We start from the raw sequence: 26,909 nt of genomic DNA, 5'->3' as shown, positions 1-26,909 counted from the left end.
AACAGTGTTGTTCAGGTGTTATCGCGAATCGTCACGTAACGGCTGGCGCGACCATAACGTTGTGCCAGCCAGTCTTCACGAGTCAATCGATAGAGCAGGTGTACCCGTAAGGGATGACCGTGAGGTAGTCTAGGGTGTTCAAAGGTGTCCAGAACCCTGCTGACCATCCCCAGTCGTTGCATCACAGCCTGTGAGCGCTTGTTGGCAGGCACCGTCAATGACACAATTTCCTTGAGTTGCAGCGTCATGAACGCGTGCTGTAGCGCGCATTGCGCAGCCTCTGTTGCATAGCCATTTCCCCATGCCGAACGTACCAGGCGCCAGCCGACTTCCACCGCAGGTGTGAAGTGGGCATTAAAGCCGACCTGCAGCAAGCCGACGAAGCCTGCAAACGGGAGCACGCCGGGAATCTCCAGTACCCACAAACCAAATCCATGTTGCGCAAAATGGGCAATGATACGTTGCACCATGATGTCATTTTCAGCGCTTGTCAGCGGAGCCGGGAAATAACGCATCACTTCAGGATCGGCATTCATGGCTGCGCAAGCAGCCAGATCTTCCTTGCGCCAGGCACGTAACACCACGCGCGGCCCTCTGAGCGGTGTGATTGTGGTGGCTAGCATGAGCTCAGCCAAGGCGCTGCCTGCGATTGACCAGACCAATGTAAATCACGGTCTGTAGTAAGGCCAGGGTGCTGCCGGCAATGACTTCGACCACTCTTAGCAGCGCCAGATTGAGTTCCTCATGCAGACCGGCGCCACTGAACGCCGCTGACATCAGAATCACCACGGTAGCCGGGCCGAGACGCCAGTTGCTGGGATAGTTTTGCCACAGCATGGCGATGATGACTGCACCGGTCAGCGCAATGAGCATGGCCCAGAAAGTCGCGCCAAAAATGATTAGCGCCGCGCAGGCGACTACGCAGCCAGAAAGGGTATTGATCAGACGTGCGCGAAAATTCGCTTTGGCCTGGGTGATGTCCGGTTCAGTCACAATGATCAGCGAGATCATGGCCCAGTAGGGCGAGGTAAAGCCAATTGCGCGCAGGCCAAACCAAAGAATCAGTGATCCGGACAGGATCTTGACCAGATAAACCAGTGAATTTTTGCGCGGCGTAATGGTTGGCAGGGTGGGCAGTTCCATGGTCGACAGTGAGGGTAGCCAGATTGCTCGTTCAGGGCATGATACAAAATGTGTCATGAAATGTAACGGAAAATGCTCGCCAATGCGACCAATGCAACAACGGCGACCATATGGTCGCCGTTGCATGTTTGTCAGGTCAGATCCCGAGGGGCCTGGCTTTCAATGTAGTGCTGATTACCTCGATGCCATGCCGAGCAGCATCTCGTTGAGGCGTTTGACGAAACCGGACGGGTCCGCCAACGCGCCACCTTCTGCCAGCAGTGCCTGATCGAACAAGATGTGTGACCAGTCGTTAAACTTGGCTTCTTCGTATTTCAGACGTTGCACCAGCGGATGGTCCGGGTTGATTTCCAGGATCGGTTTGGAGTCTGGTGCGTTTTGACCGGCCGCCTTGAGCATACGCACCAGATTGCCCGAGAGTTCGTTCTCGTCGGCCACCAGGCAGGCTGGCGAATCGGTCAAGCGGAACGTCACGCGCACTTCCTTGGCCTTGTCGGCCAGTGCAGTCTTCATCTTCTCGGCCAGGTCCTTGAACTCGGTTTCAGTCGCTTCGTGCTGCTTCTTTTCTTCCTCGTTCTCGAGCTTGCCCAGATCCAGTCCGCCCTTGGCAACCGATGCCAGTTCCTTGCCATCGAATTCGGTCAGGAAGGACAGCATCCATTCGTCGACGCGATCTGTCAGCAGCAGGACTTCAACACCCTTCTTGCGGAAGATTTCAAGGTGCGGGCTATTCTTTGCAGCATGGAAGGTTTCACCAGTGACGTAATAAATCTTGTCCTGACCTTCCTTCATACGGCCGATGTAATCAGCGAACGAGACGGTTTGTGCTTCGCCATCCTGACTGGTCGACGCAAAGCGCAGCAGCTTGGCAATACGGTCCTTGTTGGCCGCATCTTCGCCGATACCTTCCTTGAGCACTTGACCAAATTCGGCCCAGAAGCTGGCGTACTTGTCTTTCTGTGCCTGTTCGTCGCTGTTGGCGAGTTCTTCCAGCAAGCCCAGCACGCGCTTGGTTGAGCCTTCGCGGATGGCCTTGACGTCACGTGACTCTTGCAGGATTTCACGCGATACGTTCAGCGGCAGATCAGCCGAGTCGATCACGCCCTTGACGAAACGCAGGTAGACCGGCATCAGCTGTTCGGCATCATCCATGATGAACACGCGTTTGACGTACAGCTTGATGCCACCACGCTTGTTGCGATCCCACATATCAAACGGCGCGCGGGTAGGGATGTACAGCAGCTGGGTATATTCGCTACGACCTTCGACGCGGTTGTGGGTATAGGCCAGCGGCGCACCAAAGTCATGCGAAATATGCTTGTAGAACTCTTCGTATTGCTCTGGTGTGATATCCGACTTGCTGCGGGTCCACAATGCGCTGGCCTGATTGACAGTTTCCAGCTCGTCCTTGACCACGGTTTCATTCTTCTCGGCATCCCATTCTTCCTTTTGCATCAGGATTGGCAGGGAGATATGGTCCGAGTATTTGCGGATGATCGTCTTGAGCTGCCAGGACGACAGGAACTCGTCTTCGCCTTCACGCAGGTGCAGGATGATGTCCGTACCGCGATTGGCTTTATTGATGGTTTCGATGGAGAACTCGCCAGCACCTTCGGATTCCCAGCTGACGCCTTCGCTGGCGGGAGCGCCGGCGCGACGGGTATGCACAGTGATGCGGTCAGCAATGATGAAGCCAGAGTAGAAGCCGACGCCGAACTGACCGATCAGTGCCGCATCTTTTTGCTGGTCGCCCGACAGTTTGGAGAAAAATTCCTTGGTGCCCGACTTGGCAATGGTACCCAGATGAGAGATGGCCTCATCACGGCTCATGCCAATGCCGTTATCGGAGATGGTGATGGTGCGTGCAGCCTTGTCGAAGCTGACCTTGATCTTCAGTTCCGGATCGTTTTCGAACAGGGCGCTATTGTTGATGGCCTCAAAGCGCAGCTTGTCGGAGGCGTCAGACGCGTTGGAGATCAGCTCGCGCAGGAAAATTTCCTTGTTGGAATACAAGGAGTGAATCATCAGCTGTAGCAGCTGTTTGACTTCGGCCTGAAAGCCAAGGGTTTGTTTCTCGGACGTTGTCTCGGACGTTGCCATGTGTAATTACCTCATCAATGGAAAAAGGACTGCTTTGATTACCTGAAATTGCTTGTCGTTACTTGATTCAACTGGAATAACGCTATCTGGGTTGTTTTGGGCTCAATGTGAGCAATTTAGCGGCGTATTTTGCCATTATTGGGGCGGTAGACGTTATTTCAATAACCCGCGCATCGGCATTTTTCAGGGCGCTGGCAGCAGATCATGATTCATGCGTTTAACCGCCTGTTGCATCATGTCCCGCAGCCAGATCAAACCAGGGTCCATGGTGCGGTATTTATGCCATTGCACACATTGCTCCATGTGGGCAATGTTGATCGGCAACGGCTGGATTGCCACGGGCATAATCCGCTGCACCATATGCGCGAGACGCCGGTGCACGGTGGCGATGCGCTCGGTACCGATCAGCATGGCCGGCACCGAAAGGAAGTTATGGGTCGTAATTTCGATACGCCGTTCAATCCCGGCACGCATTAAGTAGGCTGATTCAATACTGGGCGTGGTAATGGCGGGCTGCATGCGGATATGGCCTGCGGCGAGATAATCGTTGAGCGTCAGCGCTCCCTGCGCCAGGCGATTGCCATCCCACATCAGGCAGACAAATTCCTCTTGCCAGAGAAACTCCTGCGGATGGTCTTTGCTGCAGTAATTGCCCGGGATGATCACCATGTCGGCTTCGCCATGCTCGAGTTTGTGCTCCGGTCCCTCAACCTGGGCCAGCAGGTGGAAGCGGGTACCCGGGCTTTGCTGCGCTGCCAGTGTAATCAGGTGGGGGATGAAGGTCATGAGTGAATAGTCGGAAACCAGAATTTTGAATTCCCGTGTGGCGCTGGCGGGATCAAATTCAGGCTGCTGCATGATGCTGGTGTCGATACGCATCAAGACGTCGCGCACTGCCTCGCGCAACATCAAGCCACGCGGTGTGATTTCCATACGCCGTCCCACCTGGACCAGCAACTTGTCGCCAAAGTGCTCGCGCAAGCGTCCCAGCGCATTGCTCATGGCCGACTGGCTCATGTGCATTCGCTCCGCAGCGGCAGTCACGCTGACCTCGGAGAGCATCACGTCCAGTGCGACCAGCAAGTTCAAGTCCAGCTTGTTTAAACGCATGTCGAGCTCTCCCGATTCTGAGAAAAATTGCACATCAACCCATTCATGAAATCGATGAATGGTATTGATGGATGCAATTTTACTAAATGGATTGTGCTTCGTACACTGCGTCATCTGCTCAAGAATCCACATAAATAACTGCGCCAATCAGGCGCAAGAGCAGAACAACAACGACACATTGGAGACATCAATGCATCTGGCAGCAAACCAGCCCGGTGAGACCGGTGCAAGAGGTTATTGCATTCAGGAAATGGCTTGGGCTGAAGCGCTTTTGCCAGTCAGTGGCAGCGGCTTGCCTGATTGCTAATGTGCAACAACGTGCGTTATCCAAAAACTACAACATGGAGACAACATGAAGCACGCATTTGGAAGGGCCGTGGCCGGCACTGTCGCTGCCACATTAGCTGCAACATTCGCACCGGCGGTACAGGCCACTGAGGGTGGCGGGTCGGTAGTTCCGGTGGGAGTGCAGACCATTATGACAGGCGTCTTGCAGGAGCCTGGTGACTATCTGTTGACCTACAACGAGTGGATCAAATCCTACAAGATCACCGATAGCAAGGGTAACAATGCCTTGCCGGGTGCATCGCTGAGCGTGGCAGTACATGCACTGCGTTATCTGCATGTGTTCGACGATATTCATATTCTGGGCGGCACACCGGCGTTTGAAACATCCAGTTCCTATGTCGAGTCCTCTCTCTCCTCTCTGTATGGCAGCAGTAGCGCCAAAGGTGGCGGAGATCTTGAAGTCGGTGGCTCGATTGGCTGGCATGGACAGAATTACCACCAGATGGTGTCGCTGCTGACCATCAGTCCCACTGGTGCTTACGATGCGAATCGCAGCGTCAACATTGGTCGCAACTATTACGCTCTGCAGCTGGACTATGCGATGACCTGGTTCTTCGCGCCGGACTGGGAGTTGAGCGCCTTGGCCAAGCTGGTCTACAACGCCAAAAATAACGCAACCAACTATCGCTCCGGCGTCGAGTTCGAGTCTGACTACGCGCTCAATTATCACATTGGACCGCAGTGGTTTGCAGGTCTCGGAGGCTACCTTCACAACCAGCTCACGGACGATACCAAGAACGGTGTTTCTTACAACGGAGGTAACCGCGTACGCGAACTGGTGATTGGGCCTCAGTTTGGTTGGGGAACAGAAAAATATGGTGCCTACGCGGCCTGGCAGCGTCAGGTCGTGGCCCGTAATGCTGCCAAGGGAGATGTGATCTTTATTAATGGCTTTTACAAATTCTGACCAACGGCGCCATCGCTGACCGGCGGGTGCGCGGCGTTGGCAGCAGCACGATTAATTTTTACAGCAAAGAGAATCACTTTATGTTTCGTTATTTTCCTACTAATTACGTCTGGAATCTTTCGGTAGACCTTTCCATAGAAATGGGTGCCCGGATTGGTGAGATTGAGGAGATGTGCGCGCCTTTGCAAGAGGCCGCACGCCAGCCCGATGCCGCCGGTACGGCGGCTTTTCGCGCCACCTGGCAAACCATGGCGGAGAAATTGTGTGATCTGGCCACAGAGGATGAAGCGGCACAGCGCCATTATTCAGCAGGTGAGAAATATCTGCGGGCAGCCAATTACCTGCTGACCTGTGAACGGCTTCAGGGGCGCCATGCGCCGGGCCGTCTCGCGCTGTACCAGCGTTTTCAGGAGATCTTTGCGCGCGGTCTCACGCTGTCTGGGGCGCGTTGCGAGCAGGTCCAGATTCCTTATGGCGACAGCTTTTTGAGTGCCCTGTACGTACCCGCAGAAGGAGTCACAGGACCGGCTCCGGTATTGGTCCAGGTCAATGGACTCGATTCCACCAAGGAAATGAAATACCTGGTTGGCCTGCCAGGCTGGCTGGCACGGCGCGGGGTAGCTTCCTTGATTGTTGATCAGCCGGGGACCGGTGATGCATTGCGTCTGCGCGGCCTGACGGCGCGTTATGACAGTGAGCACTGGGCCAGCCGTATTGTTGACTGGCTTGAACAGCGTCGCGATGTAGACCCCAAGCGGATCGGAATGGAAGGGGTCTCGCTGGGCGGTTACTACTGCCCACGAGCAGTGGCGTTTGAGCCGCGGTTTGCCTGCGGCGTGGTGTGGGGTGCCAACCACGACTGGCGTGATGTCCAGAAAAAACGTCTGGCACGCGAAGGCAATCTGCCGGTACCGCATTACTGGGAACACGTTTTCTGGGTATGGGGTGCCAAGGATATGGATGACTTTCTGCGCATTGCCGAACAGGTGCATCTGGATGGTGTGCTCGACCGTATCAAGGTGCCGTTTCTGGTCACGCACGGCGAAAAGGATAGCCAGATTCCTGTGCATTGGGCCGAGCGCACCTATGCACAACTGACCAATAGCCCACGACGCGAACTGAAAATTTTTACCCAGCGTGAGGGAGGTGTGCAGCACTCAAGTTTCGATAATTCAGCCAACGCCGGCATGTATATCGCCGATTGGGTCGCTGAGGCCTTGGGTGGACATACCGGTAGCGAACCTTCAACCAAAAGTCACTGACAGATCGAGAGAAACTGATGAATATTATTGGACCTGATGCTCTGGTATTTGGGGTCGATGACCTGGCGGCGAGCATCCAGTATCTGATCGATTATGGTCTGCAGCAAGTCAGTCCCCAACGCTTTGAAGCACTCGATGGGACAGCTGTCATTCTGGCGCGTCACGATGATCTGACATTGCCACCTGCCATGCCAACCGCTAGCAAACTGCGCAAGACGGTTTATGGGGTGGCTGATCAGGCCAGCCTGGATGCGATTGCTGCCGAGATCGGACGCGACCGCGCAGTACGCCGTCTGGCCGATGGCGCTATCGAGGCAGAAGATAATGCGGGCTTCATGCTCGGCTTCCAGATTACCTGCCGACGTCCACTGGCGTTGGCAGCGGAATCCGTCAACGCCCCCGGTGCACCGGCACAGCGCGGTATCAATCAGCTCGGTGTGAACCCGGACGCAATTCCACGCCCACGCTCCTTATCCCACGTTGTTTATTTTGTGCCGGATGCAGCCCATGCCGAAGCGTTCTATACGCGGCTTGGCTTCGTCTGTACCGACCGCTTCACAGGCGTCGGGCCTTTTCTACGACCAGCAGGTACGCAGGATCATCACACCTTGTTCCTGATTCAGACGCCGCCGGTCATGAAGGGTTGTGAGCACTTTACCTTCCACATGGGTGGCCCCACTGAGGTCATGCAGGCCGGTACCAATATGGTGAACAAAGGGTATCAATCTTTCTGGGGGCCGGGACGCCATCGGTTTGGCTCCAACTGGTTCTGGTACTTCAATAGCCCGCTCGGATGTCATGTTGAGTATGACGCCGATATGGACTTGCACGATACACAGTGGGTTGCCCGTGAGGCTGGCATGAGTGCTGATGCATCCCAGTTATTCCTGTTTCAGCAGCGTGACAAATGGGCTCCCGGCGGACCGCCACCGAAATCGGCTGCGGTGTCCCCTGACGAACTGGCAGTACACGTCAAATGAATCGACCCGGCTATCTGTGCCATGTCGCGGAACTACCTGAAGGGAGCAGTCGCGGCTTTTTGCCGGATGGCCAGCAGCAGCTGATTTTTGTGCTGCGAGTTCAAGGGCAGGTCTATGCCTATCAGGATGCCTGCCCACATTATGGCAACACACCACTGGCCTGGCGACGTGATGCGTATTTGAATGCCGATGGCACGCGCATTATCTGCGCCGCCCATGGTGCTGAGTTTTTACCGGCCACCGGCGTTTGTGTGCTCGGGCCCTGTCTGGGACAGGCGCTCACGACAGTGGCATTGCAGCAGCATGAAGATGGCGCGCTGACCTTGGTCAGACCTATAACGAATAACGAATAACCACTAACGATAAGGAGACAACAATATGAGTACTGCACCACAACACCTGAGCAAGGCACTGATTATTGGCGGTGGATTTTCCGGGATGGCGGCGGCGATCGCCTTACGCAAACGCGGTGTCGCTGTCGATCTGGTGGAGATTGATGCGGGCTGGCGTTCCTATGGTGCTGGCATCAGCCTTGGCGGCGCCACCTTGCGTGCCTTCAAGGAGCTGGGCATTCTCGATCCATTCCTGCGCATTGGGTATGCCGCAGATGGCGTCGATCTGTATACGCCGACTGGTCATTCTCTGGCCCAATTGCCGACGCCGCGCCTGGCCGGACCTGATGTTCCTGGTGGCGCTGGCGTGATGCGTCCAGCGCTGGCGCAACTGATGGCGACAGCGACGCGAAGCGCAGGTGTCAATGTTCGCCTCGGATGCAGTTTCAGTCACATCCAGCAGGATGCTGCAGGTGTTGATGTCGTGTTCACTGACGGCACCAGTGGGCGTTACGATGTCGTCATCGGTGCCGATGGCCTGTATTCCAGAGTACGCAGCACATTTTTCCCGGACGCACCGCAACCAGGCTATTCCGGCCAGGGGGTATGGCGCGCCGTGTTCCCGCGCCCGCAGGAGCTGGTGCGGCCAGCGATGTGGCTGGGGCAGAAGGTTAAAACGGGCGTCAGTCCGGTGACTCAGAACGAGATGTACCTGTTTGTAACCGAAGATCGCGAACAGAAAATTCATATTCCGGCAGCCGATCAACCGCAGATGCTGCGCGATTTATTGCAACATTTCCCGGTAGCGCTGATGCAGACAGTGCGCGAGCAGATTGGTGAGCATTCACAGGTCATCTACCGCCCACTTGAAAGTCTCTTGATCAAACAGTCCTGGTTCAATGGCCGCATTGTCCTGATTGGCGATGCTGTCCACGCGACAACGCCACACCTTGCCTCTGGGGCCTGTATCGGCATTGAGGATGGTCTTGTTCTGGCCGATGAGTTGGGTCGTGCGAGCGACGTCATGCAGGGCTTGCAACAGTTTCAGGCGCGACGTTATGAGCGCTGCCGGATGGTCGTCGAAAACTCGGCACGCCTGGGCGAGATCGAGATCGCCGGCGGTGATAAACAGGAGCATGCGGGGATCATGCGTAGTTCATTGATGTCGTTGGCAGAACCAATCTAAGTCTCGAAGAAGACACGACCAACACATTGCAGCACTTCATCAGGAGACACGCATGATCAAAATAGACAGTTGGAAAGGCCGCCTGGTTCTCATGACGGCACATTGCGCAGGAATGCTGGATCTGGTGGCGCTACCGGTCTGGGTGGGAGCTTTGATTTCCTACTATGGCCTCGATCCGCAGCAGGCCGGTGGGCTGGCAACGACATTCTTGCTGGGCACGGTCGTGAGCAGCGCCATTTTTGCACCTCTGGTGCTGCGCTTTCAGGCACGCAGGATGGTGACTATTGGATTCGCGCTGGCGACCGTCTGGTTTCTGGTCGTCACGCAGGTATCAAGTTTTGGTGCGATGCTGTTGCTGCATGCGCTGGCCGGGATGTGCTCAGGTTGCGGGCTGACTTTTACGCACGGCATGATTGGTCGCAGCAAAAATCCACACCGCCTGTTTGCGACGGTCGGTATTGCCATTGGTTTCTTTGGTGTGCTGTTCTATGCCTTGGCGCCCCAGTTGCTGAAACATCTTGGCGGATCGGCGATGTTTTATCTGTTTGCGTTCGTCATGGCCGTTGCGACGCTGATGAGTGCACTTGGATTTCCCTCCGATGCCCAAACTGAGCAGGTATCCACCATCCCCACTGCTACTCACGCCCGTCTTGATCCGGCAGTCTGGTACGTGGTGCTGGGAGTGGTCTGTATCTGTGTTGTGCAGTCGATGACCTTCAGTTTTGTTGAACGCATTGGTATTGATCGCGGCTTTGGCTTTGATGCGGTCGCTGCTGTGCTGATTGCACTCGGCTTGGTCAATCTGATACCGGCTCCGCTAGCCGCCTTGTTACAGCGCCGCCTGTCACCGCATACCGTGCTGCTCGCAGGACCATTGCTACAGGCAATGCTGGTGCTGGTCATCAGCCAGAGTTCGACGTTTATTCCGTATGCGCTGGCGGCATCGGTCCTGGTGAGTATTCAGATCTTCACCCATACGTTTGCATTCGGCGTACTGGCCCAGCTGGATGCGACCGGGCGCGCCGCAGCCTCGACACCGGCGACGCTGATGATTGGTGCCGCCATCGGACCTGTGCTGGGCGGCACACTGGTCAAGAGTGCGGGCTATGGCAGTCTGGGTTTTGCCGCGATGCTGTTGGCATTGATGGCCATAACCTGCTTTCGTCAGGTACGTCAGCATCCTGATCTTGTTCCTTCTGTCTGAGGTGTTTCTATGCGCAGCAAACCTGCTTACCGTTTTGTCGACCTGTCGATTTATCTGGAGAATGATGTCCTCTCCGATCCACCACCACTGGCGCCGAAAATTACCTATCAGCGTCATGCCGATACCTTGCCCGAGTTCATGAGCATGTTGCCGGGTACCAAGGCATCCGATTATCCCGATGGCGAGGCTGCTGCTGCCGAATGGGTCACGCTGACCACACACAACGGTACGCATCTGGATGCACCGTATCACTTTCATTCAACCATGGATGCTGCGCTGGGTGAGCGCAAGCCCTCCATCACGATTGATGAGGTGCCGCTGGAGTGGTGCTTTCAGCCGGGTGTGAAGCTCGATTTCCGGCATTTTCCGGATGGCTATGTAGCGACTGCCGCCGATGTTGAGGCCGAACTCCAGCGTATCGACTACCAGTTGGCACCGCTCGATATCGTGGTCGTCAACACACGTGCTGGCGCACGCTATGGGCATCAGGATTATCTGGGAGCTGGCTGCGGTATGGGCTATGAGGCCACCATGTATTTGCTGGAACGTGGTGTCCGTCTGACCGGTACCGATGCCTGGAGCTGGGACGCACCGTTCTCGTATACCGCAAAGAAAATCGCCGAAACGGGTGACACGTCGCTGATCTGGGAAGGCCACAAGGCCGGGCGTGACATTGGTTACTGCCATCTCGAAAAGCTGCATAACCTGGAAGCACTACCAGCACACGGTTTCACCATCAGTTGTTTCCCCCACAAGATCCGCCGTGCCTCAGCCGGCTGGACACGTGCAGTTGCTATTTTTGAATGAACAGGAAGGATTCAGGTATGACATTTCCCGCTATACACCGTGTGGTGACTGGTCACGATAATAGTGGTCGCGCCATTATCAGTAGCGCCGGACCGCTCCCGAGCGTGGCTGAAATTGCAGCCATCCCGGGTACCGTATTTCACGAAGTCTGGAGTACCGACCGTACACCGGCCTTGGTCGATAACGGTGTCGATCCGACCCTGGGTCCGCTGACGCTGCCACCACCAGCCGGCGGTACCCGTCTACGTTTCGTTGATATTCCACCGGACAGTGAAGAGCTGCTTCAGCATGGTGCTGCCCGGATGAAAGATGCATTCACCCAGATTGGGGATGCAAGCGCTTCGACCGTCGCAGCCGACTCGCCGCATCCGCTGATGCATCGCACCGAATCGGTTGATTACGGTGTGGTCATGGAAGGTGAAATGACGTTGATCGTTGATGACGGCGAAGTCGTTCTGAAGCCCGGCAGCGTGGTGATCCAGCGCGGCACCAATCACGCCTGGGCCAATCGCTCCGGGCGTCCGTGTCGCATGTTGTTTGTGCTGGTGAGCGGACAATACGATCCAGTCATTGCAGCAACGCTGCCACACGCTGGCGCTTGATAGAAAGTCATTCCATGAAACTCGCTACTTTGAATAACGGTACTGCCGACGGTCAATTGCTGCTGGTATCACGCGATTTGCGCAGCGCAATTGATGCCAGCATGATTGCACCGAATCTATTAACGGCACTGGAACGCTGGGAGCAGGTTAATCCGCTGCTGGAAAAACGCTACCAGGAGCTCAATGCGGGCAGTCTCGCAGATCAGTTTGATTTCCATGCGCAGCATTGCCTTGCCCCTCTGCCGCGTGCACCGCAATGGCTGGATGCGTCGGCTTTTCTACATCATGGCCGCTTGATGGAGCAAGCCTTCAAGACGCCGCCCATCCCCGATTTTGATCGTATTCCCGTGATGTATCAGGGCGCCAGCGATGACTTTTTGGGGCCGATGGCCGAGGTTGTTTTACCGAGTGAAGAGGATGGGATTGATTTTGAGGGAGAGTTTGGTGTCATTGTGGGGCCGGTGCCGATGGCGGCGTCAACCAGTCAGGCTCTCGACGCGGTACGCCTGATTGTGCAAATCAACGACTGGAGTTTGCGCGCACTCGGTCCGCGTGAAATGAAGAGTGGCTTCGGTTTTTTGCAGGCCAAGCCTTCTACCAGTTTTGCTGCTGTGGCAGTGACGCCAGATGAGTTGGGAGACGCCTGGCGAGACGGGCGCGTGCACCTGCGCTTGCAGGTTGACCGTAACGACAGCTATTTTGGCGCACCGCATGGCGGTGAGATGCACTTCAGTTTTCCCGAATTGATTGCCCATGCAGCACGTACCCGGCGCTTGCACGCTGGCACCATTGTCGGCTCAGGTACCGTCTCGAATCAGGCGCGTACTGCCGGGTCTGCCTGCATTGCAGAGCGCCGTGTGATTGAGATGATTGATCAGGGTGCTGCACAGACGCCGTTTCTCAGGTTTGGTGATCGGGTCCGACTACAGTCATGGCACGATGACGGCCGCGCAGGTCCTTTTGGTGTGATTGAGCAGACCGTCGTCAGCTTGTCTGCAAGACAGGTAGCAATACCGGCAGTAGCGACACCTGCACTCGCTCTTGCAGACCACTAACTACCAAGGAGACACACAATGAAGCTGATGATCATAGGGCGACGTCGCGCAGGGATCACGCTGGCAGAGGCGCATCGTTACATGCTGGAAGTGCATGGTACGGCTGTTGTTGGGATGATTCGTGAGCAGCCTGAGCTAGCGCCTCGGCGTTATATCCAGAATCACGTATTCGACGGCAGTTATCGGCTCGGCGTGGATCGCAATGATTTCTTCGCACTGAACCGTGACTTTGTCACGCAGGTCTGGTTCGATCATCCTCAGCAGGCTGCTGCGGCGATGCAGGCGCCGTTTTACCTCAGTCATTTGCAGCCGGATGAAGATCGCTTTGTCGATCAGGAGAGTGTGATTCGCCTTCCCGTACGTGAGCTGGAAGTACGCTCGCCACTGGGAGCAGAGGGTGCAGAAGGTGCAGGCAGGCGTCGTAGCACCAGCAAGCTGTTCGTGTTCCATCGCGCAGGCGAGGGCGTGAGCGGAGAAGACCTGGCAACGGCAACGACTCCCTTATGGGACAAGGCTTTGCAGGATTTTGGCAATGCTATCGATACGGTTGTCCGCAATATCGTCCTGCGTCGAGATGGCCTGCCTGCGGCTGCCGATGTCGTCGATGAGGTGTGGCTGCGTGATGATCAGGCCGCACGGGCGCTTGGCCAATATTGGATCGATCAGTCCGATGCCGCCACTGCACCAGATGCGTTGGTCGCAGCAAGGAGCAGTATTTTACTGACCCACCAGCATGTGCTCTTTGCCGGTGATCAGGCATGAGCATCCAGATGACCAAACCAGAGGTGCAAGCATGCATGTCTTGATTACAGGGGGCGACGGATTTGTGGCTTGCGCTTTGCAGCAACGCTTGTTGGCAGACGGGGTGGCCGGGCAAAAATTGACGCGGCTGACGCTGATTGATCGCCGTTTCGCGGCGGAGCCTGCAGCATCGGCGGTACACCAGATTATTGGCAGTATCACTGACCCTGCGATACTGGAGCAAGCTTTTGCGCAACCGGTGGATATTCTGTTTCACCTTGCCAGCCTGCCAGGCGGGGCTGCAGAGAAGGACTTTGCGGCTGGACTGGAGGTCAATCTTGGTGCCACCCTCGGTTTGCTGGAACAGGCGCGCAAGCAGGCGCAACAGCATGCCCATGCCCCAATGATGATATTTTCCAGCTCCATTGCCGTCTACGGTGAGCCGGGACAGCAGACGATTGATGATGCCACACCGATGCAGCCGCATCTTAGCTACGGTGCGCACAAGCTGGCGAGTGAAATTCTGATCAAGGATTACAGCCGGCGTGGCTGGGTCGACGGCCGTATTCTCCGGCTACCGGGTATCGTTGCCCGCCCACCGGCACCGTCGGGTCTATTGTCGGCCTTCATGAGCGAGGTGTTTTGGCGGTTGGCCGCTGGTGAACGCTTTGTCTGTCCGGTATCGCGGGAGGCGACTGCCTGGTGGATGTCTGTTCACTGTTGTGTCGACAATCTGTTGCATGCGACTACCTTGTCGCAAGAGCAGCTTGCGCAGCGGCGTGACTACACTCTGCCAGTATTGCATCTGAGCATGGCGCAGTTGATTGACGCATTGGCGCAAACTTACGGCACAGACCGGCTGGCGCTGGTGGAGTATGCGCCGAACGCACAACTAGAAGCAGGCTTTGGCCGGCAACCGCCACTCGATGCAAGGACAGCACAAGCGGTGGGATTTACCCACGATGGCTCAGTCGCCCAGCTGATCCGCAATGCAATAGCCGGGGCAGGTGCCGGATCTGCCTGATTGCATCCTCAGGCGCTTTTGATTTCACTCTCAAGAAAACGCCAGATGCCAGGATCTGCCATGGCGGCAACGTTGATGCGCATTTTGCTGGACGGCAACTGGTTGGGCGAGAACAGGCTGCCCGGCGCCAGCAAAAAGCCTTGAGCCATGGCTTTTTCGGTCAGTACATTGGTGTCGCGACCGGCATCAACCCAGACAAACATGCCGATCGGACTGGGGTTCCCGGTATCCAGTCCGACCCGCTCCATCTGGCGGATAACCTTGTCGCGAACGGTGCCAAGGCGGTTACGCAGGCGCTCGGTATGTTTGCGGTAATGGCCTTCCGAGAGGATCTTGTAGATGACGCGTTCGCCCAGTTCACTGGTGGTCAGCGTCGAGAGCATCTTGCGATCCGCCAGATGCCGCGCCAGCTCGGGAGAGGTGGCGATGAATCCGACGCGCAGATTGGCTGACAGCGTCTTCGAAAAGCCCCCCAGATATATCACCCGATGCAACTGGTCCAGTGCCGCCAGCCGGGTCGCTGGCTGGATGCCAGCACCAGGGTGCATGTCGCAGTAGACGTCATCCTCGACGATGGTGAAATCGTATTCCTCGGCAATCCTGAGGATCTGAAAGGCCTTGGCGGCAGACAGCGAGGTCGAACTCGGGTTGTGCAGTACGGACGTGATCACATACAAACGCGGCTTGTGCAGCGCTGCCAGTTCAGCCAGTTTAACAATGTCGGGTCCATCTGCGAGCCGGGGAATACCGACTACCTTGGCACCCAAGGCAGAAAATGAGCCAAACATCAGGAACCATGCCGGATCATCAACGAAAATCACATCGCCCGGACGCAGAAAATGACGCGCCACAATATCCAGCCCCTGCGTGACGCCCGCCGTCATGACGATTTGCTCTGGCGGCGCTGCAATTTCAAGTTCTGCCAGTTTTAGCTGCAACTGCTGACGCAGCGGTAAAAAGCCCTGCGGCGTGCCATAGGTCAGCAACAAGGCTTGATTCTGGCGGCCAACAGCGCGTACCGCGTTACCCAGCAGTTCGCCATCGAGCCAGTCGGGCGGCAAGAGCCCGGCTCCGGGCATTTTGTAGGCAGGCATCTGACGGAACATGTTACGTACCAGCCAGACGACATCTAGTGAAGGTGCTGAGGTGTCGAAGCTTTGTTGATCAAGCTCCTGACTAAGTGATCGGGCAACTGTACTGGTATTGTTGCCGCCGGCAACCGGTGAGCGTTCGCGCACGTAAAACCCCGAACCACGGCGCGATTCCAGAAATCCCTGTGCGACCAGGCGGTCATAAGCTTCCACCACCGTAAAGCGCGATACCCCGTGTGTATCTGAGAACTGTCTGATGGATGGCATCCTCGCACCGGTGCGAAGTAGCTTGTCGTCGATCCGTGATTTGACCGTGCGCACAATCTGATCGACCAGAGAATCTCCGCTTTCGCGCGACAACAAGGGGAGGGCTGGCGCGACAGCGCTGGAAGTGGCAGGTGTGAGTAAGGGAGCTGTATTGGTCATATTGCCGTAACACTGTGTGAGATTATTTGACTGACTGTACTGGTACTGTATCGGTCATGTCGAGTAGGATAGACCCATGTCACCAGTGCAGTCAATCTTGTTGATAGGCATCGATACACTTTGATATGCCTACGCTGCCTGATCGGCCACGACGATCACGACTAATTTTATTGCAACATTGATGACCCAATGGAGAGCCAGCATGACCGAATTATTGCCAAATCACGACGACATTGAACAAGCCGCTCGTATCGTCTACGCGGCGATGCCGGCCACCCCGCAGTATTGCTGGCCACTGCTGAGTGCAGCATTGGGCGCGCAAGTCTGGGTCAAGCATGAGAACCACACGCCAACCGGTGCCTTCAAGATTCGCGGTGGCCTGGTTTATCTGCACGGCCTGGCACAAGCCAGTCAGCGCGTGGCTGGGGTTATTTCGGCCACACGCGGCAATCACGGTCAGTCGGTCGGCCTCTCGGCGCGTCGCTATGACATTCCCGCCACTATTGTTGTTCCGCGTGGCAACAGCAAGGAAAAGAACGCTGCCATGCAGGCACTTGGCGTACAGCTGATTGAGCACGGTGGTGAGTTTCAGGAAAGTCGTGAACATGCTGCGTTGCTGGCAAGGGAGCAGGGCTTGCACATGATCCCATCGTTTCATCGGGATCTGGTTGGCGGCGTGGCGACTTACTGGATGGAGCTGTTGCGCGCCCAGCCAGAGCTCGATGTGCTGTTCGTAGCGATTGGTCAGGGTTCGGGCATCTGTGCCGCCGTGGCAGCGCGACGTGCCTTGAATCTGCGTACCCGAATTATTGGCGTGGTGTCGTCGCATGCACAAGCCTATAAATTGTCGTTCGAGCAAGGTCGCAAGATGGAGTCGCCAGTCACCACCGAGATTGCCGACGGCATGGCCTGTAGGGTGCCTGATGACGCCGCGTTGGCAGTCATCATGGATCAGGTGGACGAGGTAGTGGCCGTTAGTGACGACGAGGTTGCTGAGGCCATGAAGCTGTATTTCACAGCGACGCACAATGTTGCCGAAGGTGCCGGCGCGGCATCGCTGGCGGCGGCCATGCAGCAGCGTCACCGCTTGCGCGGGCAGCGTATTGGCCTGACGCTGTCAGGCGGGAATGTTGACCACGATATGTTTGCCCGTATTTTGCAGCGTCCGGCAATGGTAAGTCGTAGCACGACAGGTTTTGAGGATGACAGGAGAGCAGCATGAAGATACTTGATCAAGAACGTCTGCAATATCAGTTGTCGGCAGGTAACGTCGTCAGTTTCCGCCTGGCTAGCGCACGCTTGCTGGTCGTTAGGCGCGGAATGGTGTGGATCACGCAGGAAGGCCGTAGCGAAGACTTCTGGCTACGTGCCGGTGACGGCATCATTGTCTCGTCGACGCAGTTACTGGTGATTGAGGCTGAGCACGATAGTGAGCTGGCGCTGGAACCTGCGCCCTCAGCGCAGTTTGCCGCTGCCGCTAACTGGTTTTCTGAAGTTGCCGCGACGCTTGGGCGGGCGATATCCCATCTGCTGGGGCGTCCGCTCAGACGTCACCGCGTTAAGCAAAAAGGGGTGTGAAATGGAGTTTCTCTGGCCGCTGGCAACGTATGCATTTGTCAGTTCGATCACGCCCGGGCCGAACAACATCATGTTGACTTCATCAGGCATCTGGTTCGGCTTTATCCGCTCGATTCCGCATATGCTGGGCATCACCTGCGGTTTTGCGGTGTTGCTGGCTATTTGCGCCGCTGGGATAGGCAGTCTGGTGATGGCCGTGCCGGCCGCGCACGTGGTGCTCAAGGTCGGTGGCTCCGGTTATCTGTTGTATCTGGCCTGGCAACTGCGCAGCATGGGAGCGGTGAGCGAAGCCCCCGTCGCGGCGAAGCCGATGAGCTTCACGGCAGCAGCCATGTTTCAGTTTGCTAACCCTAAAGCCTGGATGATGGCCATCACTGGTGCCGCTGCATTTTTACCATCGATGCGGCCGACGTGGCTGGCCATTGCCGTGTACTGCCTGGTGTTCAGTGTGGTCAATCTGCCTTGTGTGAGCGTCTGGGCCGGGGCTGGCTCATTGCTGCGTCGCTTTTTGACGCAAGCATTGTGGCGCAAGCTGTTCAGTGCGGTGATGGTGCTCCTGACAATCTACGCGGCACTGTCGATCTGGCTATGAGCAGACAAATCGAAACGAAAGGCATGTGGCTTGGTTTCGTCGGCGTTGCCATTTTCAGTTTGACGTTACCGTTTACGAGATTGGCGGTGACTGAACTGAACCCGGCTTTCATCGCCTTTGGTCGTGCTGTCGTGGCGGCTGGATTGTCGCTGGGTGTGCTTTGGTATCGCCGCACGCCGTTACCAAGCAGGGTGCAATGGCGGGCATTACTGATCACTTCGCTGGGGGTGGTGGTGGGATTTCCGTTGTTCTCATCGATGGCCATGCAACAGGTCCCGGCTGCACATGGTGCGGTAGTGTTGGGTATCTTGCCACTGGCAACCGCCTTGTTTGGCGCGTTGCGCTTCGGTGAACGTCCATCGACCGGCTTTTGGCTGGCGGCCGCTGCAGGTAGTGCGATTGTGGTTGCTTTTGCCCTGCGTCAGGGAGGGGGCAGTCTGCAGCCTGCCGATCTGGCATTGCTGGCAGCGGTGTTCGCCGCTGCCATGGGCTATGCCGAGGGTGGTCGGCTGGCACAAAGCATGGGCGGCGAGCAGGTGATCTGCTGGGCCTTGGTGCTGTCCTTGCCCCTGTTGTTGCCGGTCACGCTCTGGCTAGGCTGGCACTATGGAGTAACGGCGTCGCCGCAGGCCTGGCTGGCATTTGCGTACGTTTCGGTATTTTCGATGTTTATCGGTTTTTTCTTCTGGTACAAGGGTCTGGCATTGGGCGGGATTGCCCGTGTGGGGCAGGTGCAGTTGCTGCAGCCCTTTTTGTCGCTGCTGGGAGCCAGCCTCATTGCTGGCGAGGCACTGGATACGCGCAATCTGGTGTTTGCTGCTGCGGTACTTGCCGTTGTGGCAACAGGGCGAAGAATGAGCGTTAAACGTTAAGGATGTTGTCGATGTTTTTACTTACGTTGTCCGATAAAAAGTTGGGATATTTGCGATAATGACCGACTAAACTTTTTTTAACTTGTTGTCTTGCCCGGCGTCAATCTAATGGCGCCCGTCATGCAGCTATTGTCAACAGGAGCACCGCATGTCCGTCTACGAGAAACTCAAAGCCTTGAATATTGAACTGCCAGCCGTTGCCGCACCGGCAGCCGCCTACGTCATGTACGCACAAACTGGCAATACTGTCTTTCTGTCCGGTCATCTGGCAAAGAAGGACGGCAAGGTCTGGGTTGGTCAATTGGGCAAGGACATGACCACTGAAGAAGCCAAGCCAGCCGCGCGTGCGGTGGCAATCGATCTGCTGGCAACCTTGCAGGCAGCTTGTGGTGGTGACCTGACACGCGTCAAGCGTATCGTCAAGCTGCTCAGCCTGGTCAACTCCACTGGCGAGTTCACCGAACATCATCTGGTGACCAATGGTGCCTCGGAACTGATCGGTGAAGTCTTTGGTGAGCAGGGCAAGCATGCGCGTTCAGCGTTTGGCGTTGCCCAGCTGCCGTTTGGTGCTTGTGTAGAAATCGAACTGATTGCTGAAATCGCCTGATTTGCGTGCTCGACGTTGAGCATGACTGTAGCACGGTAGTGCTTGCCAGCTCAGCGTCATATTGATCGGGATGCGCTGTCGTGCGCCTTCCCATCTGTCTACTGCCCCTCTATTTTTCGCAGGTTCCTATGAAAATCGAAAATCCTAACCCGCTTCAATGGCATTTCTCCAAGCGTTCGCAGCAGCTCAAGAGCTCCGCTATCCGGGAAATCCTGAAGATCACCATGCGCCCGGAAATCACTTCCTTTGCCGGTGGCTTGCCGTCGCCAGCGACCTTCCCGGTCGAGCAGATGAAGGCGGCCTTTGACAAGGTGCTATCGCTGCAAGGCAAGATCGCGCTGCAATACGGCCCGACCGATGGTTACGGTCCACTGCGTGAATGGGTGGCTAATTCCTTGTCCACCAGCGATGGCAAGATCCTGCCCGAGCAGGTGCTGATGGTCTCTGGTTCCCAGCAAGGTCTCGATCTGCTGGGCAAGGTCATGATCGACGAAGGCAGCAAGGTCCTGGTCGAAACACCGAGCTATCTGGGTGCTTTGCAGGCCTTCTCGGTGTATGGTCCCGAATTCGTTTCGTTGCCTAGCGATGAGCAAGGCTTGATTCCGTCTGGTGTCGATACTCTTGGTAAGGATGCACGTCTGCTGTATTCGTTGCCGAACTTCCAGAATCCTACTGGCCGCACATTGCCGCTGGAGCGTCGTCTGGCATTGGTTGAGGCCTGCGCCCGCAATGGCTTGCCGCTGATCGAAGATGATCCGTACGGCGCGCTGAGCTACCGCAACGATCCGCTGCCGAAGATGCTCAACATGAATCCAGGTGGCGTGATTTACATGGGTTCCTTCTCCAAGGTCCTCACACCAGGTATTCGTCTGGGCTATGTGGTGGCACCAACGCCGCTGATCGCCAAGATGGAACAGGCCAAACAGGCAACCGATCTGCACACCGCGCAGTTGACCCAGATGGTGGTCTACGAAGCGATCAAGGATGGTTTCCTGGATCAGCATATCCCGACCATCCGCAAGCTGTATGCCGACCAGTGTCAGGCCATGCTGGATGCATTGCAGACCTACTTCCCGGCAGCCGCCAGCTGGACCCGTCCAGAAGGTGGCATGTTCATCTGGGTGACGCTGCCAGATCATATCGACACCGGCGAGCTGCTCAAGGAAGCGGTGGAGCAGCATGTCGCCTTCGTACCAGGTGCACCGTTCTACGCCAATGCACCACAGAAGAATACGCTGCGTCTGAGCTTTGTGACGGTGCCGCCGGAGAAGATCCGTGTCGGTATCGAACGTCTGGGCAAGCTGATCGCCAGCAAGCTGTAACCTGGGTTCATTCTGATCTAACGAAAACGGCGCACATCAACCATGTGCGCCGTTTTCAATTGGACGCTTGCCAGCTCTTAGGTGCGCTACAGCTCGTACTGTGCCAATCCAAGGCCAAAGGACCAGTTTTCCTTCTGCACCTCTACCAGATTGATGAAGATATCTTCCGCCCGCAGTCCCGGGTTGTCGACCAGCCGCTCCACGATACGCTGAAACAGTGCCTTCTTTTGCTCCACCGTTCGGGTATTGCTGACCGTCAGTTGCAGGAGCACGAAGTCATCGCTGCGGGCGATGTTCATATATGACTTGCTATAGATGAAGTTGGCCGGGTCAATCTCGTCGATCACGACGAATTTATCTTCCTCAGGCACATTGAAGGTCTCGCGCAGTGCTTCATAGACATTCTCCGCGATGGCTTGGCGGAAGGCGAGAGTTTGGCCGCGGCGTAGATGGACTCGGACGAAAGGCATGGTGTTTCTCCCAGATTGAATGAAACAAATGGCGTCATAGGTTGATTGACGGTATGGCCTTATCCTAAACATCGCGTATCATTTTAAAAATATATCACTGAATATTTCAGAAATTTCATTTGAAAATGAATGAATCAATGAGTGAGAGAAATTCACGATGGAACCTCAACTGCGCCCCCTCGATCTGGATGCTGTACAGGCCTTCGTACTGGTCGCGGAAATGCAAAGTTTTACCCGCGCCGCCGAAGCGCTGCAAACGACACAGTCAGCCATCAGCCTCAAGCTGAAACGTCTGGAGAGTCGTCTCGGTCGGCGTTTGCTGGAACGGAGCCCGCGCTTGGTAAGGCTATCTGCTGACGGATTGCAATTTTTGGACGCAGCACGTGCCTTGCTGATTGCGCATGAGCAAGCGCTGGGGCAGGTGACGGTTGCCAGCGAGCGGCTCGCCGTGGGTATCAGTGACCACGTTGCCGGTGCCAGCCTGCCTGCCATGCTGGCGCAGGTCAATGCATTTGATCCGGGTGTTTTACTGGAGGTGCGTATCGCCAGTTCGCGGGACCTGCTGGCGATGTACGATCGCGGCGAACTGGCTGCGGTGATCGTGCGCAGGGAAGGGGATCGCGACGACGGTGAACTGATCCAGGTGGAGAAAATGGGCTGGTTCGCTGCCCCGCACTGGCAGCCGCAGCCGGGCCGACCGCTGCCGCTGGCGATGTTTTCCTCGGTCTGTGCCATCCGTGAGCTGGCAGTACGTCGTCTGGACGATGCCGGCATTGTCTGGGCCGAAGTATTCATTGGTGGTGGTGTCAATGCGGTGGCGGCCGCTATTTCGGCAGGTCTCGCCATCTCGGCCTTGCTCTACAGGGTACGTCCACCGGGAGCGATCGATATTGGCAAACAGTTGGATTTGCCAAACTTGCCATTGGCACAAGTGATGCTGCACAGCAAGATCGATGAGGTCAATGCGCCCCGACCGTCGGCCGTGTTGCGGTTGTTGGTGAGCGCAATAAAAAACTCTTGAAATCAAAAATCATGGCCGTATATCGGAAACAAGGCAGCGACAACACAGTAAAAATTCTGTGTAAATAACGAATGTTTTTGTTGCTACCCCAGCGGATGCTCAAGAGAGGTTCGCGTTTTTATATCGCTTATATATCGCTTAATTATTGAAAGGATATCGCCATGCGTACTTATGATTTCTCCCCCCTGTATCGTTCCGCCATCGGTTTTGATCGTCTGGCACAATTGTTCGATAATGCGCAACGCGCTGATTCGCAACCAAGTTACCCGCCTTACAACATCGAACTGGTCACCGACGACAAATACCGGATCACCATGGCCGTAGCTGGTTTCAGCAGCGCTGAAATCGACATCGAAGCCGAGAACGACACACTCAAGGTGATCGGTCGCAAGCAGAAGGAAGAAAGCTCCGCCACCTTCTTGCATCGCGGAATTGCCGCGCGTGATTTCGAGCAGCGCTTCCAGCTCGCTAACCACATCAAGGTGGTTGGTGCACAATTGGAAAATGGCTTGCTCAACATCGAGCTGGTACGTGAAGTGCCTGAAGCACTGAAGCCACGCAAGATCGAAATCAACGCCGACAATATCCATCGTCTGCAACGTGATGCAGCCTGATCGAAACGTCACACCAAGTTTAGCAATTAGCTCGTAGTCATTGCCGCCCACCCTGTGTGGGCGGTTTGCATTGCACGTGCCATCTGCAACGGATGGCGTCGACAGCATCGTCGGTCTAGCTCTGATTTCCGCGTGATTCGATTTTTCCATTAGTACTGCCCTAGCATTGACTGCACGGTCGATGACGGCTTATCGACTGTTGTGCCACGCTGTGATAAATGGCGTGTTTCATTTAATCGATGGATTGATGTCCCGCTTCTGCAGTGGGGGAGGAGAGCAACTATGTGCCAGCAATGCGATAACGAATCAGCGGTTTCCGATCATCAGATCAGTAAGCGGAATTTTCTCAAGACAATCTCTGTTTCAGGGCTGGCAATGGCAGGTCTGTCAACTCGGGAGGTGCTTGCTGCAGTACCCAAGCCGGACAACGTGATGACACCGGAAGCTGCTTTTGCTCGCCTGATGGCAGGTAATGAACGCTATGCGACAGGCGCTTCACACCCGTTTGATTTTCAGCGTGATCGTGCTGCATTGGTGGATGGGCAAAACCCTTACGCCAGCATCGTCAGTTGTGCCGATTCCCGGATTACGCCAGAGTTGTGTTTCGATGAGCAGCGCGGTGACTTGTTTGTGACCCGGGTGGCAGGGAACTACGTGACAGCCGACATCCTGCCCAGCCTGGAGTTTTCAGCAGTGGTGCTCGGTGTACCGCTGATCATGGTGCTCGGTCATCAGGGTTGCGGCGCGGTAGTCGCCTCGATCGCTGCCACTGAAAAGCATCAGGATTTTCCTGGCCATATTCAGACCATCACGACGGCGATTGCACCGGCAGTCAAGGCGACCGCGAAAGAATCAGGTGACCGATTGGCCAATGTAACGCGCAAAAATGTACTGCTCAATGTCGAGCGACTGAAACATGCGGCGCCATTGCTGAGCAAGCTGGTCGCCGAGAAGAAGCTGAAAATTGTCGGTGGTGTCTATAATCTAAGCACTGGCAGAGTGGAGTTACTCACCTGAGTTTGGTGCTGCTGTTGGCAGTCTTTGCACTGCCAACAGCGTTGTTTTCTCCTGCCATTTCATCCTCTGTCGCGTGAGCACGCTGGTCACGCGATAGAGGATATGATCACAGTGCCGTCAGTGCCGCAGGCTTGAGTCGCGATTCGATTGCCTTGCCCTTGCGCGCACGTTTACCAATATGCAGTCCCAGTGCTGCTGCCGACAGGGAAACATCCTGGGCCTTGCCTCCACGACCTATACCACTGACGACCACCCCCTTTTGACTGATGGCTTGTGCCGCCAGCAATTTCTCGTCTTTTTCCAGTTCCATCAGAATCACACCGCGACCACCGCTGGCCAGATTCTTGATTTCATCCAGACCAAATACCAGCAGTCGTCCTTGCGCCGACAGGCAGGCAATGGCACTGGCATCAGCCGGGATGACACGCGGTGGCAAGGGTAGGTCACCCTCGTCAACGGTGATAAAGGCCTTACCACCCTTGAAGCGGCTCAGCATGTCACCCAGCTTGGCGGTAAAGCCGTAGCCAGCATCCGAGGCCAGCAGCAATGGCGTGTCGACCGGGCCGGCAAAATAATGCAGCAGGCTGCTGCCGCTGGCCAGTTCGATCAGTGTCGTGATGGGCACACCATCCCCGCGTGCATTAGGCAAGGCATTGACGCCGACTGCGTAGATCCTGCCATTGGAGCCAAAGGTCAGCAGGTTGTCGACCGTGCGACATTCAAACGCGCCGTACAGGGAATCACCGGCCTTGAAGGTGAATTGGCTGGCATCATGGCCGTGACCGCTACGTGCGCGCACCCAGCCCTTTTGCGAAATGATGACCGTGACCGGTTCATCGACGATCTTTTGTTCGACAACGGCTTTTTCTGCCGCTTCGATGATGGTGCGACGGGCATCGCCAAACTGCTTGTTGTCGGCTTCGATTTCCTTGATCAGCAGTTTCTTCATCGAATTCGGGTTGTCCAGCAAATCCTGCAGATTGGCCTTCTCATTGCGTAACTCGGCCAGTTCCTGCTGAATCTTGATTGCTTCCAGTCGCGCCAGTTGGCGCAGACGGATTTCCAGGATGTCTTCGGCCTGACGATCCGACAATTTGAAGGCGGCAATCAGTGCCGGCTTTGGTTCATCGGATTCGCGGATGATCTTGATGACCTTGTCGATATTGAGCAAGACTGCTTCGCGGCCTTCCAGAATATGGATACGGTCATCTACCTTTTGCAGACGGAAGCGGCTACGACGGGTGATGGTCTCGAAGCGGAAGCTGATCCACTCACCAAGAATGTCGCCCAGTCCCTTTTGACGTGGACGACCATCGCCACCGATCATGACCAGATTGATCGAGGAACTGGTTTCCAGTGAGGTATGGGCCAGCAGGGTGTTCATGAACTCGGTCTGGTCCTGATTCTTGGACTTTGGTTCGAACACCAGTCGTACCGGTGCTTCGCGACCGGATTCGTCGCGTACCGCATCGAGCAGCGCCAGAATGCTTTGCTTCTGGACCTGCTGTTCGGGCGTGAGTGTCTTCTTGCCGAGTTTGACCTTGGGATTGGTCAGTTCCTCGATTTCTTCCAGCACCTTTTGCGACGAGACGCCCGGTGGCAGTTCGGTAATGACCGCTTGCCACTGACCGCGTGCCAGATCTTCGATCTTCCAGCGTGCACGCACCTTGAGGCTGCCGCGTCCACTTTGGTACATCTCGGCAATGGTTGACTGTGGTGTGATGATCTGGCCACCACCGGGGAAATCCGGGCCGGTGATATAGGTCATCAATTCAGCATGGCTGATCTGTGGATTGCGGATCATGGCGACTGCGGCGCGCGCAACTTCCTGCAGATTGTGCGAAGGAATTTCCGTCGCCATACCGACTGCAATACCGGAGGCACCATTGAGCAGCAGGAACGGCAGACGTGCCGGCAGCAGCTTCGGTTCTTCGGTTGAGCCATCGTAGTTAGGCTGGAAATCGACCGTACCCATGTCGATTTCATCAAGCAGCAGTTTGCTGATCGGCGTCAGGCGTGCTTCGGTGTAGCGCATCGCTGCTGCACCGTCGCCATCGCGCGAGCCAAAGTTGCCCTGACCATCGATCAAGGGATAGCGCAGCGAGAAATCCTGGGCCATACGCACCAGCGCGTCGTACACGGACTGGTCACCATGGGGATGCAGCTTACCCAGCACATCACCGACCACTGCCGCGGACTTGCGTGGCTTGGCGGTAGCGTTCAGGCCCAGCTCGTTCATGGCAAACAGGATACGGCGCTGTACCGGCTTCTGACCATCGGCCACATCCGGCAGGGCGCGCCCCTTGACCACCGAGATGGCGTAGTCGAGGTAGGCGCGTTCGGCAAAGGTCGATAGCGTTAGCGCTTCACCGTCTGGCGGTGGTGCGGTTTCAAACAGGTTGGCTTGTTCAGTCATGGGTATCGCTTGCGATTACAGTTCAGTTGAATACGGCGCGACGGCGCAGCCAGTCGCAATTTCAAAAAAGACAGCGAGGTCG

28 protein-coding genes are annotated in these 26,909 nt (G+C 56.1%); 21 read left to right on the top strand and 7 right to left on the bottom strand.

Going from position 1 to position 26,909, the window contains the following annotated elements; all coding sequences use genetic code 11:
- Window positions 1–11: 11 nt before the first annotated feature.
- From FHW66_RS05420 to FHW66_RS05405, 4 genes are all read right to left on the bottom strand, one after another.
- Window positions 12–623 carry a GNAT family N-acetyltransferase gene (locus FHW66_RS05420; protein ID WP_183378752.1) on the bottom strand — a complete coding sequence of 204 codons (612 nt, stop codon included), beginning with the start codon at window positions 621–623 and terminating at the stop codon, window positions 12–14.
- Between the two features lie 4 nt (window positions 624–627).
- Window positions 628–1,143: an FUSC family protein gene (locus tag FHW66_RS05415; protein WP_183378751.1), complete on the bottom strand. Its 516-nt coding sequence runs from the start codon at window positions 1,141–1,143 to the stop codon at window positions 628–630.
- Between the two features lie 174 nt (window positions 1,144–1,317).
- Window positions 1,318–3,243, bottom strand: coding sequence for a molecular chaperone HtpG (gene htpG / locus FHW66_RS05410; protein WP_183378750.1), 1,926 nt, complete (start codon window positions 3,241–3,243; stop codon window positions 1,318–1,320).
- Between the two features lie 183 nt (window positions 3,244–3,426).
- The gene (locus FHW66_RS05405) at window positions 3,427–4,353 is read right to left on the bottom strand and encodes a LysR family transcriptional regulator (RefSeq protein WP_183378749.1); all 927 of its coding nucleotides are present in this window, start codon (window positions 4,351–4,353) and stop codon (window positions 3,427–3,429) included.
- A 67-nt stretch (window positions 4,354–4,420) separates the two neighbouring features.
- Here FHW66_RS05405 and FHW66_RS05400 point away from each other — a divergent pair, with 67 nt between their 5' ends.
- The 12 genes from FHW66_RS05400 (at window position 4,421) to FHW66_RS05345 (ending at window position 14,801) form a co-directional block, all read left to right on the top strand.
- Window positions 4,421–4,660 carry a hypothetical protein gene (locus tag FHW66_RS05400; RefSeq protein ID WP_183378748.1) on the top strand — a complete coding sequence of 80 codons (240 nt, stop codon included), beginning with the start codon at window positions 4,421–4,423 and terminating at the stop codon, window positions 4,658–4,660.
- Between the two features lie 45 nt (window positions 4,661–4,705).
- Window positions 4,706–5,608 (top strand): transporter, encoded by a 903-nt coding sequence (locus FHW66_RS05395; RefSeq protein WP_183378747.1) that lies wholly within the window; start codon window positions 4,706–4,708, stop codon window positions 5,606–5,608.
- 80 nt (window positions 5,609–5,688) lie between these two features.
- The gene (locus FHW66_RS05390) at window positions 5,689–6,870 is read left to right on the top strand and encodes a S9 family peptidase (protein WP_183378746.1); all 1,182 of its coding nucleotides are present in this window, start codon (window positions 5,689–5,691) and stop codon (window positions 6,868–6,870) included.
- Window positions 6,871–6,887: 17 nt separating this feature from the next.
- A complete protein-coding gene (locus FHW66_RS05385; RefSeq protein WP_183378745.1) occupies window positions 6,888–7,850 on the top strand; it encodes a VOC family protein in 963 nt (320 codons plus the stop codon).
- Window positions 7,847–8,203: a Rieske 2Fe-2S domain-containing protein gene (locus FHW66_RS05380; protein ID WP_183378744.1), complete on the top strand. Its 357-nt coding sequence runs from the start codon at window positions 7,847–7,849 to the stop codon at window positions 8,201–8,203. The genes FHW66_RS05385 and FHW66_RS05380 overlap by 4 nt, the downstream gene beginning before the upstream one ends.
- A gap of 25 nt (window positions 8,204–8,228) precedes the next feature.
- On the top strand, window positions 8,229–9,368 hold the full coding sequence (locus FHW66_RS05375; protein WP_183378743.1) for an FAD-dependent oxidoreductase: 1,140 nt from the start codon (window positions 8,229–8,231) through the stop codon (window positions 9,366–9,368).
- A 52-nt stretch (window positions 9,369–9,420) separates the two neighbouring features.
- A complete protein-coding gene (locus FHW66_RS05370; RefSeq protein WP_183378742.1) occupies window positions 9,421–10,572 on the top strand; it encodes an MFS transporter in 1,152 nt (383 codons plus the stop codon).
- Window positions 10,573–10,581: 9 nt separating this feature from the next.
- Window positions 10,582–11,379 carry a cyclase family protein gene (locus tag FHW66_RS05365; RefSeq protein ID WP_183378741.1) on the top strand — a complete coding sequence of 266 codons (798 nt, stop codon included), beginning with the start codon at window positions 10,582–10,584 and terminating at the stop codon, window positions 11,377–11,379.
- A 17-nt stretch (window positions 11,380–11,396) separates the two neighbouring features.
- Window positions 11,397–11,981, top strand: coding sequence for a cupin domain-containing protein (locus tag FHW66_RS05360; RefSeq protein WP_183378740.1), 585 nt, complete (start codon window positions 11,397–11,399; stop codon window positions 11,979–11,981).
- A gap of 14 nt (window positions 11,982–11,995) precedes the next feature.
- Window positions 11,996–13,036 carry a fumarylacetoacetate hydrolase family protein gene (locus tag FHW66_RS05355; RefSeq protein ID WP_183378739.1) on the top strand — a complete coding sequence of 347 codons (1,041 nt, stop codon included), beginning with the start codon at window positions 11,996–11,998 and terminating at the stop codon, window positions 13,034–13,036.
- Window positions 13,037–13,054: 18 nt separating this feature from the next.
- Window positions 13,055–13,798 (top strand): EthD domain-containing protein, encoded by a 744-nt coding sequence (locus tag FHW66_RS05350; RefSeq protein ID WP_183378738.1) that lies wholly within the window; start codon window positions 13,055–13,057, stop codon window positions 13,796–13,798.
- 31 nt (window positions 13,799–13,829) lie between these two features.
- On the top strand, window positions 13,830–14,801 hold the full coding sequence (locus FHW66_RS05345; protein WP_183378737.1) for an NAD-dependent epimerase/dehydratase family protein: 972 nt from the start codon (window positions 13,830–13,832) through the stop codon (window positions 14,799–14,801).
- 8 nt (window positions 14,802–14,809) lie between these two features.
- Here FHW66_RS05345 and FHW66_RS05340 read toward each other — a convergent pair whose 3' ends face one another.
- A complete protein-coding gene (locus FHW66_RS05340; RefSeq protein ID WP_183378736.1) occupies window positions 14,810–16,318 on the bottom strand; it encodes a PLP-dependent aminotransferase family protein in 1,509 nt (502 codons plus the stop codon).
- A gap of 202 nt (window positions 16,319–16,520) precedes the next feature.
- On the opposite strand from FHW66_RS05340, the gene FHW66_RS05335 reads away from it, so the two are divergent.
- The 6 genes from FHW66_RS05335 to FHW66_RS05310 all read left to right on the top strand — a co-directional run bounded on the left by FHW66_RS05335 (window position 16,521) and on the right by FHW66_RS05310 (window position 21,289).
- Entirely contained in the window at window positions 16,521–17,540 is a 1,020-nt protein-coding gene (locus tag FHW66_RS05335; protein ID WP_183378735.1) for a threonine dehydratase, read from the top strand.
- Window positions 17,537–17,896, top strand: a complete 360-nt coding sequence (locus FHW66_RS05330) for a DUF2917 domain-containing protein (protein WP_183378734.1) — start codon at window positions 17,537–17,539, stop codon at window positions 17,894–17,896. The genes FHW66_RS05335 and FHW66_RS05330 overlap by 4 nt, the downstream gene beginning before the upstream one ends.
- Window position 17,897: 1 nt before the next feature.
- Entirely contained in the window at window positions 17,898–18,488 is a 591-nt protein-coding gene (locus tag FHW66_RS05325; protein ID WP_183378733.1) for a LysE family translocator, read from the top strand.
- Window positions 18,485–19,360: a DMT family transporter gene (locus tag FHW66_RS05320; RefSeq protein ID WP_255458832.1), complete on the top strand. Its 876-nt coding sequence runs from the start codon at window positions 18,485–18,487 to the stop codon at window positions 19,358–19,360. The genes FHW66_RS05325 and FHW66_RS05320 overlap by 4 nt, the downstream gene beginning before the upstream one ends.
- A gap of 148 nt (window positions 19,361–19,508) precedes the next feature.
- A complete protein-coding gene (locus FHW66_RS05315) occupies window positions 19,509–19,967 on the top strand; it encodes a RidA family protein (RefSeq protein ID WP_183378732.1) in 459 nt (152 codons plus the stop codon).
- A 128-nt stretch (window positions 19,968–20,095) separates the two neighbouring features.
- Window positions 20,096–21,289, top strand: coding sequence for a PLP-dependent aminotransferase family protein (locus FHW66_RS05310; RefSeq protein WP_183378731.1), 1,194 nt, complete (start codon window positions 20,096–20,098; stop codon window positions 21,287–21,289).
- Window positions 21,290–21,375: 86 nt separating this feature from the next.
- Here FHW66_RS05310 and FHW66_RS05305 read toward each other — a convergent pair whose 3' ends face one another.
- Window positions 21,376–21,759, bottom strand: coding sequence for a tautomerase family protein (locus tag FHW66_RS05305; RefSeq protein WP_183378730.1), 384 nt, complete (start codon window positions 21,757–21,759; stop codon window positions 21,376–21,378).
- Window positions 21,760–21,916: 157 nt separating this feature from the next.
- Between FHW66_RS05305 and FHW66_RS05300 the strand changes: the two genes are divergently transcribed.
- The 3 genes from FHW66_RS05300 (at window position 21,917) to FHW66_RS05290 (ending at window position 24,411) form a co-directional block, all read left to right on the top strand.
- The gene (locus tag FHW66_RS05300; protein ID WP_183378729.1) at window positions 21,917–22,780 is read left to right on the top strand and encodes a LysR family transcriptional regulator; all 864 of its coding nucleotides are present in this window, start codon (window positions 21,917–21,919) and stop codon (window positions 22,778–22,780) included.
- 161 nt (window positions 22,781–22,941) lie between these two features.
- The gene (locus tag FHW66_RS05295) at window positions 22,942–23,394 is read left to right on the top strand and encodes an Hsp20 family protein (protein WP_183378728.1); all 453 of its coding nucleotides are present in this window, start codon (window positions 22,942–22,944) and stop codon (window positions 23,392–23,394) included.
- 375 nt (window positions 23,395–23,769) lie between these two features.
- Window positions 23,770–24,411 carry a carbonic anhydrase gene (locus FHW66_RS05290; protein ID WP_255458831.1) on the top strand — a complete coding sequence of 214 codons (642 nt, stop codon included), beginning with the start codon at window positions 23,770–23,772 and terminating at the stop codon, window positions 24,409–24,411.
- 106 nt (window positions 24,412–24,517) lie between these two features.
- Here FHW66_RS05290 and parC read toward each other — a convergent pair whose 3' ends face one another.
- On the bottom strand, window positions 24,518–26,827 hold the full coding sequence (gene parC / locus FHW66_RS05285; protein ID WP_183378726.1) for a DNA topoisomerase IV subunit A: 2,310 nt from the start codon (window positions 26,825–26,827) through the stop codon (window positions 24,518–24,520).
- Window positions 26,828–26,909 lie beyond the last annotated feature (82 nt).

Origin of the sequence: Herbaspirillum sp. Sphag64, from assembly GCF_014192645.1 — a bacterium.
Classification (GTDB): domain Bacteria; phylum Pseudomonadota; class Gammaproteobacteria; order Burkholderiales; family Burkholderiaceae_D; genus Herbaspirillum.
This window is presented reverse-complemented; position numbering and strand designations above follow the sequence as displayed.

What these genes read in the sequence shown, in the direction of transcription:
- FHW66_RS05420 (WP_183378752.1), bottom strand. Translation starts at nt 623, where the DNA reads ATGCTAGCCACCACAATCACACCGCTCAGAGGGCCGCGCGTGGTGTTA.
- FHW66_RS05415 (WP_183378751.1), bottom strand. Translation starts at nt 1,143, where the DNA reads ATGGAACTGCCCACCCTGCCAACCATTACGCCGCGCAAAAATTCACTG.
- htpG (WP_183378750.1), bottom strand. Translation starts at nt 3,243, where the DNA reads ATGGCAACGTCCGAGACAACGTCCGAGAAACAAACCCTTGGCTTTCAG.
- FHW66_RS05405 (WP_183378749.1), bottom strand. Translation starts at nt 4,353, where the DNA reads ATGCGTTTAAACAAGCTGGACTTGAACTTGCTGGTCGCACTGGACGTG.
- FHW66_RS05400 (WP_183378748.1), top strand. Translation starts at nt 4,421, where the DNA reads ATGGATGCAATTTTACTAAATGGATTGTGCTTCGTACACTGCGTCATC.
- FHW66_RS05395 (WP_183378747.1), top strand. Translation starts at nt 4,706, where the DNA reads ATGAAGCACGCATTTGGAAGGGCCGTGGCCGGCACTGTCGCTGCCACA.
- FHW66_RS05390 (WP_183378746.1), top strand. Translation starts at nt 5,689, where the DNA reads ATGTTTCGTTATTTTCCTACTAATTACGTCTGGAATCTTTCGGTAGAC.
- FHW66_RS05385 (WP_183378745.1), top strand. Translation starts at nt 6,888, where the DNA reads ATGAATATTATTGGACCTGATGCTCTGGTATTTGGGGTCGATGACCTG.
- FHW66_RS05380 (WP_183378744.1), top strand. Translation starts at nt 7,847, where the DNA reads ATGAATCGACCCGGCTATCTGTGCCATGTCGCGGAACTACCTGAAGGG.
- FHW66_RS05375 (WP_183378743.1), top strand. Translation starts at nt 8,229, where the DNA reads ATGAGTACTGCACCACAACACCTGAGCAAGGCACTGATTATTGGCGGT.
- FHW66_RS05370 (WP_183378742.1), top strand. Translation starts at nt 9,421, where the DNA reads ATGATCAAAATAGACAGTTGGAAAGGCCGCCTGGTTCTCATGACGGCA.
- FHW66_RS05365 (WP_183378741.1), top strand. Translation starts at nt 10,582, where the DNA reads ATGCGCAGCAAACCTGCTTACCGTTTTGTCGACCTGTCGATTTATCTG.
- FHW66_RS05360 (WP_183378740.1), top strand. Translation starts at nt 11,397, where the DNA reads ATGACATTTCCCGCTATACACCGTGTGGTGACTGGTCACGATAATAGT.
- FHW66_RS05355 (WP_183378739.1), top strand. Translation starts at nt 11,996, where the DNA reads ATGAAACTCGCTACTTTGAATAACGGTACTGCCGACGGTCAATTGCTG.
- FHW66_RS05350 (WP_183378738.1), top strand. Translation starts at nt 13,055, where the DNA reads ATGAAGCTGATGATCATAGGGCGACGTCGCGCAGGGATCACGCTGGCA.
- FHW66_RS05345 (WP_183378737.1), top strand. Translation starts at nt 13,830, where the DNA reads ATGCATGTCTTGATTACAGGGGGCGACGGATTTGTGGCTTGCGCTTTG.
- FHW66_RS05340 (WP_183378736.1), bottom strand. Translation starts at nt 16,318, where the DNA reads ATGACCAATACAGCTCCCTTACTCACACCTGCCACTTCCAGCGCTGTC.
- FHW66_RS05335 (WP_183378735.1), top strand. Translation starts at nt 16,521, where the DNA reads ATGACCGAATTATTGCCAAATCACGACGACATTGAACAAGCCGCTCGT.
- FHW66_RS05330 (WP_183378734.1), top strand. Translation starts at nt 17,537, where the DNA reads ATGAAGATACTTGATCAAGAACGTCTGCAATATCAGTTGTCGGCAGGT.
- FHW66_RS05325 (WP_183378733.1), top strand. Translation starts at nt 17,898, where the DNA reads ATGGAGTTTCTCTGGCCGCTGGCAACGTATGCATTTGTCAGTTCGATC.
- FHW66_RS05320 (WP_255458832.1), top strand. Translation starts at nt 18,485, where the DNA reads ATGAGCAGACAAATCGAAACGAAAGGCATGTGGCTTGGTTTCGTCGGC.
- FHW66_RS05315 (WP_183378732.1), top strand. Translation starts at nt 19,509, where the DNA reads ATGTCCGTCTACGAGAAACTCAAAGCCTTGAATATTGAACTGCCAGCC.
- FHW66_RS05310 (WP_183378731.1), top strand. Translation starts at nt 20,096, where the DNA reads ATGAAAATCGAAAATCCTAACCCGCTTCAATGGCATTTCTCCAAGCGT.
- FHW66_RS05305 (WP_183378730.1), bottom strand. Translation starts at nt 21,759, where the DNA reads ATGCCTTTCGTCCGAGTCCATCTACGCCGCGGCCAAACTCTCGCCTTC.
- FHW66_RS05300 (WP_183378729.1), top strand. Translation starts at nt 21,917, where the DNA reads ATGGAACCTCAACTGCGCCCCCTCGATCTGGATGCTGTACAGGCCTTC.
- FHW66_RS05295 (WP_183378728.1), top strand. Translation starts at nt 22,942, where the DNA reads ATGCGTACTTATGATTTCTCCCCCCTGTATCGTTCCGCCATCGGTTTT.
- FHW66_RS05290 (WP_255458831.1), top strand. Translation starts at nt 23,770, where the DNA reads ATGGCAGGTCTGTCAACTCGGGAGGTGCTTGCTGCAGTACCCAAGCCG.
- parC (WP_183378726.1), bottom strand. Translation starts at nt 26,827, where the DNA reads ATGACTGAACAAGCCAACCTGTTTGAAACCGCACCACCGCCAGACGGT.